The sequence below is a fragment of the Bradyrhizobium sp. LB8.2 genome (assembly GCF_040548035.1).
Lineage (GTDB): Bacteria > Pseudomonadota > Alphaproteobacteria > Rhizobiales > Xanthobacteraceae > Bradyrhizobium.
In genome coordinates this window covers 126,289-141,558 of the sequence record NZ_JBEPQV010000007.1, presented here as the reverse complement: position 1 = coordinate 141,558, position 15,270 = coordinate 126,289, and the positions used below count along the sequence as shown (strand labels likewise).

The 15,270-nt window shown below is 64.5% G+C and carries 13 protein-coding genes; 10 read left to right on the top strand and 3 right to left on the bottom strand.

Features of this window, described 5'->3' with window-relative positions; all coding sequences use genetic code 11:
- Nucleotides 1–74: 74 nt before the first annotated feature.
- Nucleotides 75–1,421, bottom strand: coding sequence for a sn-glycerol-3-phosphate ABC transporter substrate-binding protein UgpB (gene ugpB, locus ABIB06_RS11515; protein WP_354048362.1), 1,347 nt, complete (start codon nucleotides 1,419–1,421; stop codon nucleotides 75–77).
- A 264-nt stretch (nucleotides 1,422–1,685) separates the two neighbouring features.
- On the opposite strand from ugpB, the gene ABIB06_RS11510 reads away from it, so the two are divergent.
- From ABIB06_RS11510 to ABIB06_RS11465, 10 genes are all read left to right on the top strand, one after another.
- Nucleotides 1,686–2,006 carry a hypothetical protein gene (locus ABIB06_RS11510; protein ID WP_502916527.1) on the top strand — a complete coding sequence of 107 codons (321 nt, stop codon included), beginning with the start codon at nucleotides 1,686–1,688 and terminating at the stop codon, nucleotides 2,004–2,006.
- 54 nt (nucleotides 2,007–2,060) lie between these two features.
- The gene (locus ABIB06_RS11505) at nucleotides 2,061–4,091 is read left to right on the top strand and encodes a sensor histidine kinase (protein WP_354048360.1); all 2,031 of its coding nucleotides are present in this window, start codon (nucleotides 2,061–2,063) and stop codon (nucleotides 4,089–4,091) included.
- Nucleotides 4,061–5,806 (top strand): ATP-binding response regulator, encoded by a 1,746-nt coding sequence (locus tag ABIB06_RS11500; RefSeq protein WP_354048242.1) that lies wholly within the window; start codon nucleotides 4,061–4,063, stop codon nucleotides 5,804–5,806. Before ABIB06_RS11505 ends, ABIB06_RS11500 begins: the two co-directional genes overlap by 31 nt.
- Nucleotides 5,807–5,816: 10 nt before the next feature.
- Nucleotides 5,817–6,554 carry a response regulator gene (locus ABIB06_RS11495; protein WP_354048240.1) on the top strand — a complete coding sequence of 246 codons (738 nt, stop codon included), beginning with the start codon at nucleotides 5,817–5,819 and terminating at the stop codon, nucleotides 6,552–6,554.
- 286 nt (nucleotides 6,555–6,840) lie between these two features.
- The gene (locus ABIB06_RS11490; RefSeq protein WP_247351852.1) at nucleotides 6,841–7,452 is read left to right on the top strand and encodes a sigma-70 family RNA polymerase sigma factor; all 612 of its coding nucleotides are present in this window, start codon (nucleotides 6,841–6,843) and stop codon (nucleotides 7,450–7,452) included.
- 368 nt (nucleotides 7,453–7,820) lie between these two features.
- Complete coding sequence (locus ABIB06_RS11485; protein ID WP_354048238.1) at nucleotides 7,821–8,519, top strand: cytochrome c biogenesis CcdA family protein; 699 nt, start codon at nucleotides 7,821–7,823, stop codon at nucleotides 8,517–8,519.
- Nucleotides 8,520–8,550: 31 nt separating this feature from the next.
- Nucleotides 8,551–9,114 (top strand): thioredoxin family protein, encoded by a 564-nt coding sequence (locus ABIB06_RS11480; RefSeq protein WP_354048237.1) that lies wholly within the window; start codon nucleotides 8,551–8,553, stop codon nucleotides 9,112–9,114.
- A gap of 87 nt (nucleotides 9,115–9,201) precedes the next feature.
- Complete coding sequence (locus ABIB06_RS11475) at nucleotides 9,202–10,179, top strand: hypothetical protein (RefSeq protein WP_354068719.1); 978 nt, start codon at nucleotides 9,202–9,204, stop codon at nucleotides 10,177–10,179.
- A gap of 348 nt (nucleotides 10,180–10,527) precedes the next feature.
- Nucleotides 10,528–11,121, top strand: coding sequence for a L,D-transpeptidase (locus ABIB06_RS11470; RefSeq protein WP_354048235.1), 594 nt, complete (start codon nucleotides 10,528–10,530; stop codon nucleotides 11,119–11,121).
- 53 nt (nucleotides 11,122–11,174) lie between these two features.
- Nucleotides 11,175–12,212 carry an amino acid ABC transporter substrate-binding protein gene (locus tag ABIB06_RS11465; protein ID WP_247351867.1) on the top strand — a complete coding sequence of 346 codons (1,038 nt, stop codon included), beginning with the start codon at nucleotides 11,175–11,177 and terminating at the stop codon, nucleotides 12,210–12,212.
- 94 nt (nucleotides 12,213–12,306) lie between these two features.
- Here the strand turns inward: ABIB06_RS11465 and ABIB06_RS11460 are convergent, their stop codons facing one another.
- Together ABIB06_RS11460 and ABIB06_RS11455 are read right to left on the bottom strand one after the other, a co-directional pair.
- Entirely contained in the window at nucleotides 12,307–13,650 is a 1,344-nt protein-coding gene (locus ABIB06_RS11460) for an IS5 family transposase (protein WP_354048234.1), read from the bottom strand.
- Nucleotides 13,651–14,018: 368 nt separating this feature from the next.
- Nucleotides 14,019–15,158, bottom strand: coding sequence for an acyl-CoA dehydrogenase family protein (locus ABIB06_RS11455; RefSeq protein ID WP_354048232.1), 1,140 nt, complete (start codon nucleotides 15,156–15,158; stop codon nucleotides 14,019–14,021).
- Between the last annotated feature and the right edge of the window lie 112 nt (nucleotides 15,159–15,270).

Here is a 15,270-nt window from a genome sequence, read left to right as displayed (position 1 = left end):
CCCCAACCCTCTCCCGCAAGCGGGAGAGGGAGCGCGCCTCCTTCGCGGCTGCCGAAAGATCCAATCTCAAGACTCTACCTATCCGGGCTGGCGCGCTCGAACTGGCGCAGCAGCTTGTTGCCGCGTACGACCGCGGAATCGAGCGCACCTTGCGCGCTCTTGTGGCCGGCAAAGGCCTGCTCCAGCTCGTCCTCGATCGCGCCGCGGATCAGCACGAAGGAGCCGAGCCGGATGCCCTTCGAATTCTCCGTCGGGGGATGCAGCGTGATCTCCTCGAATGAGATCGCCGAGCCCGGATTGCGCTCGTAAAAACCTTGCGCGCGCGTCAGTTCGAAGGCAGCGCGGGTAACAGGCAGATAGCCGGTGTTCTGGTGCCAGGCGGCCTGCACGCCGGGCTGCGACAGATAGGCGAAGAACCGCGCCACGCCCTTGTATTCCTCGCGCGGGCGGTCGCGCAGCACCCACAATGTAGCGCCGCCGATGATCGAGTTCTGCGGCGCGCCCTTCACGTCGGGCCAATACGGCATCATGCCATAGCCGATCTCGAATTTCGAATTCGCCTTGATGTCGGCCCGCGTCGCCGAGGAGCCGATGAAGATGCCGCATTCGCCGTTCTGGAAGCGCGGCTCGGCCGACTGGCCGCGACCGCTATAATCGAACAGTTTTGTCTTTTGCCATTCGACAAGTTGGGCAACGTGTTTGACGACGACCGGATTGTTGACGGTCAGCTCGGCATCCAGCGCGGCAAAGCCGTTGGCCCGGGTCGCGAGCGGCAGATTGTGAAACGCCGAAAAGTTCTCGACATGGATCCAGGACGGCCAGGACGTCGTGAAGCCGCACGCCGCGCCGCGATCGCGCAGGCGTTTTGCAGCAGCGCCGAGCTCCGGCCAGGTTTTCGGCGGCGTCTCCGGATCGAGGCCCGCGTCGCGGAACATGGTCTTGTTGTAATAGAGGATCGGCGTCGACGAATTGAACGGGAAGGACAACAGATTGCCGGCCGCATCGGTGTAGTAGCCGGAGACGGCGGGAAGGTAATCGCCCAGCGAGAACGGCTCGTTCATGTCCCGCATCAGGCTGAACACGGGATAGATCGCACCCTTGGCCGCGGTCATGGTGGCGGTGGCGACCTCGTTGACCTGAACGATCGCGGGCTGGCTGCGCGAGCGGAAGGCGAAGATCGCTGCCGTCACCGTCTCGGTGTAATTGCCCTTGTAAGTTGGCACGACGCGATAATCCGGCTGCGAGGCGTTGAAGTCGGAGGCGAGCTTCTCGAGCTGCCGGCCGAGCTCGCCGGACATGGCGTGCCACCACGCGATGTCGGTGGCGGCACGCACCGGCGCGGCCAATGAGAGAGCCGCAAAGGCGGCGGCGATCTGCAAAAGGCGCGATGCTGAAGTCACGATGCTCTTCCCGGGTCGCATGACGAAAGGCGGCTGTCCCTGCTTAAGGCGCGGCATTTGCGGTTTCAACCGGGAATGCGCGGCGGCCGCGCCGCACAATCACGCCGCTACGCCGGGCGGGATGGCCTTCCCCCGACCATCTGCTAGATTGCATTGAACCTTTTGCTCCCGCCATAGACTCCACCACTGAGGGGTTGAGTGTGCCAGTGTTGAACCGTGCCGAACGCTCGCGGACCGGGGTGGTTGTCGTCGCGCTTGTGATCGCCATCTGCGCGACGAGCGCCGTTGCGCGTGAATTCCGCGCGGCCCGACACCCAGACCGAGGATTATCCGACCGTGCAGGCGCTGCGCTACATGGGCGCCCTGATCGCCGAGCGCAGCGGCGGCCGGCACGAGATCCTGTTCCGGTCCATCGAGCACATGCAGAAGGTGCTGGACGGCCCTATCGGCAGCGAGACCCTCGGCAGTTTCGAGCCCTGCGGCTTGGTCGGCCTCACCCTCTGCGATTCCGGCGCGCGCCGCCCGGTGAAGAGCGTGGTCTACGCGAGGACCGCCGAGGATCCCGCCGCGACCGCGCTGATCGAACGCATTCGCAAGGTGGAGTAAGGCCTCTTGCCCGGGCTTGGACACAGCGAGCACGCAGACAGGCCGCCCGGCCCGATCGGGCGGCTGCGCGCGCGGCTCCTCGGTGCGCTCCGGGCGGTGCCGATCCGCTGGCGCATCCTGTCGATCGCGGCGCTGAATTCCGCCGTGGTGGTGGTGCTGGTCGCGCTGATCTGGAACGGCTCGCAGGTGCTCGGCTCGGCCTGGGACGACGTGCGCCAGGTGCGCGAGTCCGACCGGATTCTGGCGCTGCTCGAAAGCGAGACCGGGCGGCTGCACAATCTGATCCACCGCTACATCAACCAGCCGAGCCCGGATCTGTTCGCCGAGATCCTGCTGCTGCGCGAGGCGGTGCTGGGTACGCTGACCAACCGCGCCGCCAACGACCCGATGCTGTCGGGCTCGGTCGAGGAGCTGGAGCGTACCACCGACCGCTTTCTCAACGGCTTTGGCGAACTGCGCAGCGTGCAGGTCACCATCGCCAGGACCTACGAGGATCAGGTGCAGGGCCCCGCCAGGGACATGGCCGGCCTCTACTCCATCATCGAAGGCGCCACCGGCCATCGCGATGCGCTGATCTGGCCGTCGCTCGGCAAGTCGCGCGAGGCCTTCACCGCGATGCTGGTCGCGGCCAATTCCTACTATCTGTCGCTGTCACCGGCCGCAGCCGACGAGGCGCGGCGCAACACCGAGACGATCGAGACAACCATCCCGGTCATGATCGATCTCGCCGACAACGATCTCCAGCGCATGGCGCTGCAAAAGCTCGGGGCCCGCACCGCCGCGCTGCGCGAAGGCTTTGCAAAGCTCTCCGAACAGCTCACAAGCCGCACCGAGCTGCTGCGCAACACCATCGACGCCAACCAGGCCGAGGCGATCGGCGCCATCGACGACCTCTCCACCAAGATGCGCCAGCGCGAGCAGAAGGCGCAGGAGACGTTCGACCGGACGCTCGCGGACATTTCGCGGCGGGTTCTTTCCATCGCCGTGATCTTCCTCGGCATCATCCTCACCGCCGGCGTGCTGATCGCGCTGTCGATCCGGCTGCCGCTGCAGCAGATCATGGCCGCGATGCGCGCGATTACGCTCGGCGACCTCGGCCGCGAGGTGCAGGGCACGCGCGCGCGCGACGAAGTCGGCGCCATGGCGCGCGCGGTGGAAGTATTCCGCGAAAACGCGATTGCCAAGCGCGAGACCGAGGACGAGCTGCGCGCATCCAAGGAGAAGGCCGAGAGCGCGCTGCTCGAGCTCAACACCGCGCAGCAGAATCTGATCGATGCCGAGCGGCTCGCAGCCCTCGGCGGCCTCGTAGCCGGCGTCGCCCACGAGGTCAACAACCCCATCGGCATCAGCCTGACCGTCGCGTCCAGCTTCGCCCGGCGCACCGAGATCTTCGAGGCCCAGCTCAAGGGCGAAGGCGGCCTGCGCCGCTCGCAGCTCGAGGAATTCGTGCAGTCCTCACGCGACGCCTCGCAGCAGCTGGTCGCCAACCTGCAGCGCGCCGGCGAACTGATCCAGTCGTTCAAGCAGGTCGCGGTCGATCGCTCCCATGCCGAGCGGCGGCAATTCTCCTTGAGCGAAGCCACCGACCAGATCATCGCGAGCCTGCGCCCGGTGCTGAAGCGGTCGCCGATCACGCTCCATGTCGACATGCCCGAGGGGCTGCTGCTCGACGGTTATCCCGGCTCCTACGGCCAGATCCTGACCAACCTCTTCCTCAACGCCGCCAACCACGCCTTTGCCGACGGCCGTGCCGGCACGATCACGATCTCGGCGCGGCCCCGTGGGGCCGACGACGTCGAGATCATCTTCACCGATGACGGGGCCGGCATGACCTCCGACGTGCAGCGCCAGGCCTTTGACCCATTTTTTACCACAAGGCGCAATGAAGGTGGCACGGGACTCGGCCTCCATATCGTCTATAACCTCGTCACCCAGCAGCTCGGCGGTCGCATGATGCTGGAATCCAAGCTGGGACAAGGCACTACATTTCGCATTATCATGCCCCGGGTCGCCAGGGGCGGCGCGCAAAGCACAGAGACTGACGGGACTTCTCAATGGCCGAACAGGACGATGTCCTCCACCTGATCGACGACACCGGTACCGCGTCGGAGGATGTTGACGCCCGGAAATGGAAGATCGCCGTCATCGACGACGATCAGGCCGTGCATGACGGCACCCGCTTCGCGCTGTCCGACTACAGCCTCAACGGCCAGGGCCTGGAGATCCTCTCTGCCCATTCCGCGGCGGAAGGTCGCAAGCTGATGGCCGCGCACAGCGACATCGCCGCCGTGCTGCTCGACGTCATCATGGAAACGGACGTCGCCGGCCTCGACCTGGTGGAGTACATCCGCAACGAGCTCAAGAACGAGACCGTGCGCATCATCCTGCGCACCGGGCAGCCCGGCCAGGCGCCCGAGCGGCGCGTGATCGTGCAGTACGACATCAACGACTACAAGGCCAAGACCGAGCTCACCGCCGACAAGCTGTTCACCTCGCTGACCGCGGCGCTGCGCTCCTACCAGCAACTCGAGCGCATGCTGCAGACCCGGCGCGGGCTCGAGATCATCATCGACGCCGCCTCGACGCTGTACGATTTCAAGTCGATGCAGCGGCTCGCCGAGGGCGTGCTGACACAGCTCGCCTCGCTGCTCAATGTCGATTGCGCCGGTATACTGGTTTTGCGCGACAATGGCGGCATCGACCCCGAGCTCTCGGTGCTCGCCGGCAGCGGCTGCTACAGCCGCTTCATCGGCATGACAACGTCGAAGGCGCTCGACCCCGAGCTGCGCCAGATGGTGGAGGACGCGTTCCAGCGCCGCAAGAACGAGTTCGCCGACCACCGCAGCGTGATCTATTTGCGCACCGGAAGCGGCCGCGAGGTCGTTGTGCTGCTCCAGGCCGAGCGCGAACTGTCGGAGACCGACCGCTCGCTGGTCGAGATCTTCTCCAGCCGGCTCTCGATCGCCTTCGACAACGTCATCCTCTACCAGCAGCTCCAGGCCGCCAACACCCAGCTGGAAGACCGCGTCGCCCAACGCACCCGCGCGCTGATGCAGGCCAACCGCCGCCTCTCGGCGCAATGGCTGCGGCTGCAGCGCGCCAACGGCTTCAAGAACGAGATTCTCGGCACCGTCGCGCATGATCTGAAGAACCCGCTCGGCGTCATCCTCGGCCGTACCGAGATGCTGAAAGAGCTGATCTCGACCGGCGCGTCGTCGAGCGGCGTGGTCGCCCAGGTCGATCACATCCGCGATGCGACGAAGCGCCTGACCACGATGGTCGACCATCTGATCTCGGACGCGATGGCCGATGCCTTCGACATCACCATCCGCCGCGAGCCGGTCGACGTCGCGGCCCTGGTCAAGGAGGTCGCCGAGGCCAACCAGCCGCTCGCGGTCAACAAGCAGCAGGCGATCGGCGTTATCGCGCCGGCCAACATCGTCACCATGTGCGACACCGACCGCATCCGCGAGGCGATCGACAATCTCATCAGCAACGCGATCAAATACTCACCGATCGGCGGCAAGATCGACGTCGCCGTGAGCCATGAGGGCGGCGACACCATCGTCCGCGTCAGCGACGAGGGCGCCGGCCTGTCGCCGGAGGATCTCGGCCGCCTGTTCGGCCGGTTCCAGCGACTGTCCGCAAAACCGACCGCCGGCGAGAGCTCGACAGGGCTTGGGTTGTCCATCGTCAAGCGTATTATCGACATGCATGGCGGCGAGGTGACCGCCGAGAGCGAGGGCCCCGGCAAGGGCTCGACCTTCACCATCACCCTCCCCGCGACAGAAATCCCGTGATCTCAAGACCATGACCCAAAGCCCGCACATCATGATCGTGGACGACGAGGCCCCGGCCCGGGAGATGGTCGGCGATTACCTCAAGATGCACGGCTTCACCGTGACGCTGTGCGACGGCGGCAAGTCCTTGCGCACCGCGATCGACGGCAGCATGCCCGACCTCGTCGTGCTCGACCTCAACATGCCCGAGGAAGACGGGCTCTCGATCATCCGCGACCTCAAGAGCCGCATCAACGTGCCGGTGATCATGCTCACCGCGACGGCGAGCCCGATCGACCGCGTCGTCGGCCTTGAGCTTGGCGCCGACGATTACGTGGCAAAGCCGTGCGAGCTGCGAGAGCTGATGGCGCGCATCCGCTCGGTGCTGCGCCGGAGCACGCCGGTGAAAGCCGTGGCGGCGGAAGCGGCGGCTGCGAAATCGGACAAGGAGCAATTGGTACGGTTCGGGACAAAGTGGCTCGATCTCGAAGCGCAGGCCTTGCGCGACGACGAGGGCAACGAGCATCCGCTGACCGCATCCGAGTTCGGGCTGTTGAAGGTGTTCGCGGCCAACCCGAAGCGCGTGCTGTCGCGCGAGCGCCTGCTGGAATTGGCCAACGCGCGTGACGCCGAAGCCTTCGACCGCGCCGTCGATCTGCGCATCATGCGCATCCGTCGCAAGATCGAGCCCGATCCGACAAAACCCGCCGTGATCCGCACCATCCGCGGCGGCGGCTATTTGTTCTCGCCGGCGGGCGAGAAGGCTTGAGTGTCGTCCTGGCGAAAGCCAGGCCGACATCGGGATTGAGGTGACAGCGAACGCAAAGGCCCGAAATACGTTCCAAGCGTCCCTAACCCCCGCCCCGTATTTTCCGTATATTGAAATTCCACGCCTTTTTGCCTCGAATGTTTCGTCGCACCCTATCCGACGAAACAATTTGGGGGCGCACGAAACCATTTTCCCCTTTTCGTGCAGACGTCCCGAAACGTTGGCTCATTAACACTTTGCTCGAAGGAAACGCCGCTCGGTTGCGGCGCTACGGGGAGCCAAGTCAATGCCGAACGTCATCGCCATCAACGCCCAAGCCAGCCAGAGCATCATCGCCGCTCAGGCGACCTCGGACGACATGCTTCTCGAAAGCATTGCCGACGGCAACCGTACGTCCATGCACATCCTTTATTGCCGTCACAGTGTGCGCGTCTACCGCTTCATCCTGCGGATCGTGCGGGACGCCACCACGGCGGAAGACCTCGTCAGCCAGGTGTTTCTGGATGTGTGGCGGACCGCCGGCCAATTCCAGGGCCGCTCGCAGGTCTCGACCTGGCTGCTCTCGATCGCCCGCTTCAAGGCGCTGACCGCGATGCGCCAGCGGCGCTTCGAGGACATCGACCAGGAAGACGTGCGCCAGATCGCCGATGGTTGCGACACGCCTGAGACCTCGCTCGACCGCAGCGACACCAGCGCCATCCTGCGCGCCTGCGTTCAGAAATTGTCACCCGCGCATCGCGAAATCATCAACCTCGTCTACTACCATGAGAAGTCGGTGGAGGAGGTCGGTCAGATCATCGGCATCCCGCAGAGCACGGTGAAGACCCGCATGTTCTACGCCCGCAAGCAACTGGCCGAGTTGCTTAAGGGCGCCGGCGTCGAGCGCTTCGCTGCCTAAAGATGAATTATTTCAAAGAGATATGGCCTCGCAGTGGCCCTATCCGGGACACGGAAGTGTTACCGCGGACGAAACAATTGAAACAAAGCACAACATCAGGCGGAAAAACTTTCCTCCTATAAAACTCACATACGGTTTCGTTAAACCTCCCAAGACCTCCAACGACCCGGACGGGATGCTCCCCTCCGGGTCGTTTTGTATTTTGGGGGTCTGTGGGGCCAACCACGGGCTCCCGCCTCTCCCGCTTGCGGGAAGAGGGGGCACACCGCCGAAGCGGCCACGGCTTCCCCGTCACGAACGTGTGACGCCGCGCAACGTCCGCCCCATCCCGCCCGAACTCCTCTCGTGACCCCCATTACGAGTGCCCCATGCTCGAACTCACCTTCGCTCTCCTTGCCGGCGTTCTCACCATCGCCGCGCCCTGCACGCTGCCGATGCTGCCGATCCTGCTCGGCGCCTCGATCGGGCGCGCGGGACACTTGCGGCCGGCGATGATCGCGCTCGGCTTCGTCATCTCGTTCTCGGCGACCGCGCTGCTGCTCGGTGCAATCACGCGGCTGTTCGATTTCGATCCGAACGTACTGCGCGAGGCGGCATCGATCCTGCTGCTCGGCTTCGGCCTGTTGATGCTGTGGCCGGCGCCGTTCGAATGGCTGTCGATCCGGCTCAATGGCTGGCTCGATCTCGGCAATTCCAACGCTACGCAGCGCGAGGGCGCGCTCGGCGGGCTCGTGCTCGGCACCACGCTTGGCCTGGTCTGGACGCCCTGCGCGGGCCCGGTGCTCGGCTCGATCCTGACGCTGGTCGCGACCGCGAAGAATTTTGGCTGGGCCGGCACGTTGCTGGTGGCCTACGCGATCGGCGCGGCGATTCCGATGCTGGCGATCGCCTATGGCGGGCAGGCCGCGACTACGCGGGTGCGCAGCCTCGCCCGCATCTCGCCACGGCTTCAGCAGGGCTTTGGCGTCGTGGTGATCGGCTTCGCCCTCGCCGCCTATTTCCAATACGACACGCTGATCGTGGCGTGGCTCACCGGCTTTTATCCCACCGGTCAGATCGGCCTGTGATCATCGCGCATCTCAACCGGAGGACTCATCCATGACTTTCAAACTGCTCGCCGTCTCCGCCGCACTGATCGGCATCGCTGTGACCGGCGCCGTCATCCCCGGCATCTGCGACGAGGCCGCGCGCGCCGTGCCTGTCGTCACCGCTGCCGCCAGCCAGGAGGCCGCGCCCGACTTCGCCGGCATCAACAACTGGTTCAACTCCAAACCGCTGAACATTGCCGATCTCCGCGGCAAGGTCGTGCTGGTGGACTTCTGGACCTATGGCTGCGTCAACTGCGTCAACACGCTGCCGCACGTCACCGAGCTCTATGCCAAGTACAAGGACAAGGGCCTCGTCGTGGTCGGCGTGCACACGCCGGAATTCCCGTTCGAGCGCTCGGCCTCCAACGTCCAGGCCGCACTGAAGCGCCACGGCATCACCTATCCGGTGGCGCAGGACAATGATTCCAAGACCTGGAACGCCTACCGCAACCGATATTGGCCGGCGCAGTACATCATCGACCAGAACGGCAAGATCGTGTTCCAGCACGAGGGCGAGGGGCGTTACGACGAGATTGATCGCACCGTGGCAAAGCTGCTGAACGCCAGCAGCTGATGCCCGGGCTGCGGCGGTCCCGCCCTTGTTGCTTGACTCCATGGACCCGTCCGTGGAGTTTCGCGGCAACGCAATCAGCCGCCCGCGATGGACGACGCCAGCACCAGCACCGACATTCGCCTTCGTGAAGGCGCCTCGATCGCGCAGCGGCTGGTCATGGCCGGCTTTGCGGCCGCCGTTGCGCTGTGCTTCACGCCGGGCCTGTTCACGCACGACACCCTGGAAGTGATCATCTCCGTGGTCGCGCTCCTCGTGGGAGCAGCGTTCGTCGGCGTCATCATGCTGGCGCCGGCGGTGGTGTGGATCATCACGGCAGACGGGATCTTGATCGGGGAGCAGCGCCCGTTCGGAAAACTCCGGACGCGGGTCGTCGCCAAAGACGACATCAGGGGATTGCAGGTTCCCGGCAGCAAGAGGGCGAAAGCCCGCTTTCGGCTCGCCTTCACGCTGGCCTCCGGGGAGCGCCTGACATCCCCGCCGATCACCGATGTCACCCATGTGCACGACACGGTGGCGCGGATCGCCACACAATTCGACGTTCCCGACGTCGAGTCCCCCGTCAATCCGCTCGATGCCAGCAATCCCGAGATGCGTCTCGGCGACCCCCTCGAGCCGTTTTCTACGAGGGACATAAGGATCGTCGCACTGATCGTCGTCGCGCTATGTGCCGTTCCCTACGCCTACAGGCTCTGGCGTGGCCTGTCGCCCGGGCCGGTCGACATGATGCTGCTGCCGGTTGGCGCGATTGCCACTTTCGCCGTGCACAGATACGCCAATCTCGTGACCGGCGCTTTCTGGATCATCCGCCAAGGCGATATCCGCGTCGAACGCCTGTGGGGCGACGGCACGTTGCGCGCCGACCATATTGAAGGGCGCCAGGTGAAGACGATCACAGTCGAGCGCCGCGGCCGGTCGGAAGACGAGCACTGCATCGTCGTGATCCGGTTGCTCTCAGGACAACGGTTTCGCAGCCCGCGCATCGGTTCGCGGCCTGAGGCCCGGGCCGTAGGCGCCGAAATCGTCCGGCGGCTCGGGATCGCGGCTGAGAGCAATCAGATCCAGTGACAAGGTTGCCCTTCGGCCCACGTGATTTGGCCGCGTGCTCGCTCTAACCTCTCCCGCTTGCGGGAGAGGTCGGCGCAGAGCGCCGGGTGAGGGTTCTCTCCTCTGGGGGAGTCTTCCTGCGGAGACCCCCTCTCCCCGACCCTCCCCGCAAGCGGGGGAGGGAGCACATCGCGCCCAGCTCACTGCTTTTCGCGCCATCCCCTGTTTGTGGCATTGCTCGCGGTCCGTCAAAAAACCAAAGCATTCTCGTGACATACCAGCCGGGCGCGCCATCAACTTGCCATGAAGCTGCCCCTGGGTTCAGATGGTTTCTGATGATTTGCGCTGTGGCAGTGGGGAGAGCTTGAAATGACGGATATTCGTCGCCTGACCGGAATATTTGTGGCTGCGATCGGTCTGGTCCTGGCCATCCCGCACGCCTCCGCCCAGCAGCCCGACCGCGGCGACGAGCCGGGCCTGGTCGCCGACGATGCCTACGAGCTCGATCCGGCATGGCAGAAGCAGGTCGTCTACTTCCGCACCACCGAAGCGCCCGGCACCCTCATCATCTCGACCGCCGAACGGCATCTCTATCTGGTGCAGCCCGGCGGTCGCGCGATCCGCTACGGCATCGGCGTCGGCCGCGATGGTTTTCAGTGGCAGGGGCTAGTGAACATCACCAACAAGAAGGAGTGGCCGGACTGGACGCCACCGCCGGAGATGATCCAGCGCCAGCCTTATCTGCCGCGCTTCATGGCCGGCGGCCCCGGCAATCCGCTCGGTGCGCGCGCCATGTATCTCGGCACCACGGTCTACCGCATCCACGGCACCAATCGGCCCGACACGATCGGCACCAAAGTGTCCTCGGGCTGCTTCCGGCTCGTCAACCACGACGTCGCCGATCTCTACGATCGCGTCCCTGTCGGCACCAGGGTGGTCATCCGGCAGAAGCCCGAACTCTGATCTTCCCGCTTCGTCAAAATTCCTTTTCCCGATATTTTCGAGAGAGCAACATGATGCGCACTTTTCGAGGCGGCCTGCTGATCGGGCTCGCAGTCGCCGTGCTGGTCGCCGTCCTGGCCATCATCTATGAATTCTACGACACCCGCACGCTGAAGCGCACCGTGCGCCGCGGCGAAGTGCTGTGCGGCGTCAACAAGGGCCTGCCGGGGTTTTCGATCCCCGACGACAAGGGCAACTGGACCGGCTTCGACGTCGATTTCTGCCGTGCGGTGGCCTCCGCGATCTTCAACGATCCGAACAAGGCGAAATTCGTCGCGCTCGATGCCAGCGAGCGCTTCAAGGAATTGCAGAGCCGGAAAGTGGACATCCTCTCGCGCAACTCGACCTGGAGCATGGCACGCGAACTCGAATATGACCTCTATTTCCCGGCGGTCGCTTATTACGACGGCGCAGGCTTCATGCTGCCGCGCGCGCGCAACAAGGAGACCGCACTGGACCTGACCGGCAGCAAGGTGTGCGTCCAGACGGGGACCACCACGGCGCTCAACGTCGCGGATTACTTCCGTGCGAACAACATGAAGTACGAAGAGATGAAGTTCGACAAGCTGGACGACGTCGTGAAAGCCTACGACACCGGCAAATGCGACACGCTGAGCGCCGACGTCTCCCAGCTCTACGCGCTGCGGATCAACCTGTCGAAGCCCGGCGACCACATGATCCTGCCGGACATGATCTCCAAGGAGCCGCTCGCCCCCGTCGTGCGCCAGCGCGACGACGACTGGATGATGATCGTGAAGTGGACGCTGTACGCGATGATCAACGCCGAAGAGCTTGGCGTCTCCTCGGAGAACATCGACGAGGCCCTGAAGTCGAAGAAGCCGGAAGTGATGCGGCTGGTCGGCACCGAGGGCAATTACGGCGAGCAGCTCGGCCTCACCAAGGACTGGGTCGTCCGCATCATCCGCAACGTCGGCAATTACGGCGAGATGTACGAGCGCAATATCGGCGAGAAGTCCAAGCTGAAGATCCCGCGCGGGATGAACCAGCTGTGGAACGCCGGTGGCGTGCAGTACGCGCCGCCGGTGAGATAAGGAGCTCTATCCGCCGTCATTGCGAGCGGAGCGGGGCTCGCGCCACATCCTCATTCGTCATGCCCGGGCTTGTCGTCCGTGAAGAACGCTAATTTCAGACCGGATTGATCGTCGGCCCCACGAAGAGAGCGCTGAGGATTTGGCGCAACAAAATCCTCAGCCAGCGGATCAGGCGGCGGAAGTTGTAGCCGACGGCGGCGAGGACGGCGTTGTTGGCATCGCCGCGCCGGAACCAGAGATAGTTGCGGCCCATGCGATGCTCAGCTTTGAGATGGCCGATGACGGGCTCGACGGCGGACCTGCGACGGAGTTCACGCTTGATCTGTGGCGTTACCCCTCGCTTCTGGCCGGAGAGGAAGACCCTGAACTTGTAATGGGGTGGTGCATTGTGGCCGCGGTAGCCCTTGTCTGCGAGGATGCGCGCGATGGTGTTGCCGACCAGCGCCTCCATGTCCGGGATCACGGTTTCCAAGGTGTGGCCGTCATATGGATTGCCGGGCAGCGCCTTCACGTGGGTAACGAACTGGCCGCCCTTGCAGTGCTTGAGGGTGGTGGCAACGCTGACCTTGACGCCGAACTCGTAAGGCCGATGGGCCTTGCCTTTGCCGATGCATTCGACTTCCGGTGCATGCAGGGAATAGACCTTCGGCCCGCGTTGACGTTGCTGCTGCTCGCGCACGCGGCGAGCCAGCAACAGCAGCCTGGTGAACGCTGCTTCGAGCCCGCCATTGCCCTCGATCTTGCGCCCGATGTCGCGGATGACGCGGCCGAGGTAGGTGCGCAGCTTCCTGAGCATCCGGTTGGCGCGCTTGAACTGTTTGGCATGGGCATAGCGCTGATGCTGGATCAGGGCGAACTTGCCCACCCGTGCATAGGACTGGCGCAGATTCACCCCATGGCACTGCGCCAGCCGCACCAGCTTCTTGCGCGCCCGGTTCAGAAGCTTGGCATCGGTGGGGAACGTCACGTTCTTGGGCTGCACCGTGGTGTCGATGATCACCCGTGACAGCTCGGACGGCTTGATCGCCATGGTCCTGGTGGCAACCGACAGGCTCTCCTGCAGCAGCGCCTGCAGCCGCTCCTCGCCCATCCGGTTGCGCCAGCGCGTCAGTGACGAGCGATCGAACACCAGCCGGTGCTGGAAGAACTCCTCGCCGCAGAAGAATTGGTAGTAGGGGTTCTCGACCCAGCGCTCGCACAGCACTTCGTCGGACAGGTCATAGGTGTGCTTGAGGATGGCCAGCCCCGCCATCAATCGCGTCGGCAGTGGCGGGCGGCCCGGGTCATCCGTGTAGACCGCGCCAAACTCCCGTTCCAGGAACTCCCAATCCACCGTGCGCCCCAGCGCCACCAGCGGATGCTTCAGGTCGATGATCTGATCGAGCCGGGACCGGAACAGATCCTGCTCTCCCGTCTCCCGCCGTTCCGGTGGCCGCATCTGGTCCCCCCGCCAAATCGTTCAATGGCGAGTGAATCACAAATCAAATTTGCAAGGAATCCCCTTCGTTGCACCCGATTCCCGGCAAGCTCAATTAGCCCAGTGCGCCGTTTCCAGATTCTAAATCAACGACTTGGGAATTCTTCACGGACGACGGGCTTGTCCCGGGCATCTACGTTTGAGGCACATTAAGAACGTAGATGGCCGGGACAAGCCCGGCCATGACGACCTACGTAACGGGTGACGCTCTCTCCCCCTCATCCTGAGGAGCGCGGAACGCGCGTCTCGAAGGATGCAGGCCCCAGCCGGGCCTTCATGGTTCGAGACGCCGCGCAAGAGCGCGGCTCCTCACCATGAGGAGATGGAGCTCAATACCCCCGCGCCCTTGCCAGCTGCTCGGTGTGGTAATTGGCGTCCCCGAACAATTCCTCGCACACACGCGCGCGCTTCATGAAGAAGCCGATGTCGAACTGGTCGGTCATGCCCATGCCGCCATGCATCTGCACGCCTTCCTGCACCGCGCGCGCGGCGGTGGTGCCGGCGCGGGCCTTTGCCACTGCGACGGCTGAGGCGGCCTTGGCAACGTCCGTATCCAGCGCCTGAAGCGCCTTCATCGTCGCGGCGCGGGAAATCTCGATGTCGACATAGAGCTCGGCGGCGCGGTGCTGCAGCGCCTGGAATTCGCCGATCAGCTTGCCGAACTGCTTGCGGCTCTTCAGGTACTCGACGGTGCGGTTGAACACCTCTTCGCTCAAGCCCACCATTTCGGAGGCAACTGCGCCACGGCCGATATCGAGCACGCCGTCGAGCAGCGCGCCACCCTGGTCGACTTCGCCGAGCACGCTGTCGGCATCGACTTCGACATTGGCAAGCTCGATGCGCGCCGCATTGTGCGCGTCGACCATGATGGTGCGCTCGATCGCAACGCCCTTGGCCTTGGGGTTGACCAGGAACAGCGTCAGCCCCTCGCGCTCGCCGGCAGCGCCCGCGGTGCGCGCGGCGACGATGAGGAGGTCGGCGACATGGCCGTCGACGACCAGCGCCTTGGCGCCGGAGAGCCTGAAACCGTTGCCGGCGCGCACCGCCTGCAAGCTGGTTTGAAGCGGGCGGTGCTTTGCGCCCTCGTCGACCGCGAGCGTCGCGAGCAGCGAGCCGTTGGAAATCTTCGGCAAATATTCCGACTTCTGCGCGGCATTGCCGCCGCGGTTCAACGCCGAGGCCGCGACCACGCTGGTGGCGAGGAAGGGCGACGGCATCAGCCTGCGGCCGATCTCCTCCATCACCACGCCGGCCTCGACATAGCCGAGGCCGCTGCCGCCGAACTCTTCCGGCACCAGCAAGCCGGCAAAACCCATCTCGGCGAAGGAATGCCAAAACTCCTTGGAGAAGCCGGTGGGGTCTTTGCTATCGCGCAAGCTGCGCAGATGCGACAGCGGCGCCTTGTCGCTGATCAGCCCGCGCGCGCTGTCGCGGAGCATCGATTGTTCTTCGGTAAGGACGAGGGCCATGGCGGGCTCCAACAAAGTGCGGTTCGACGGAATTCGGTGGTGACCCTCATGGTGAGGCGACGCGTCAGCGCCGTCTCGAACCGTGCAGGCCATCCTTCGAGACGCGGCCTGA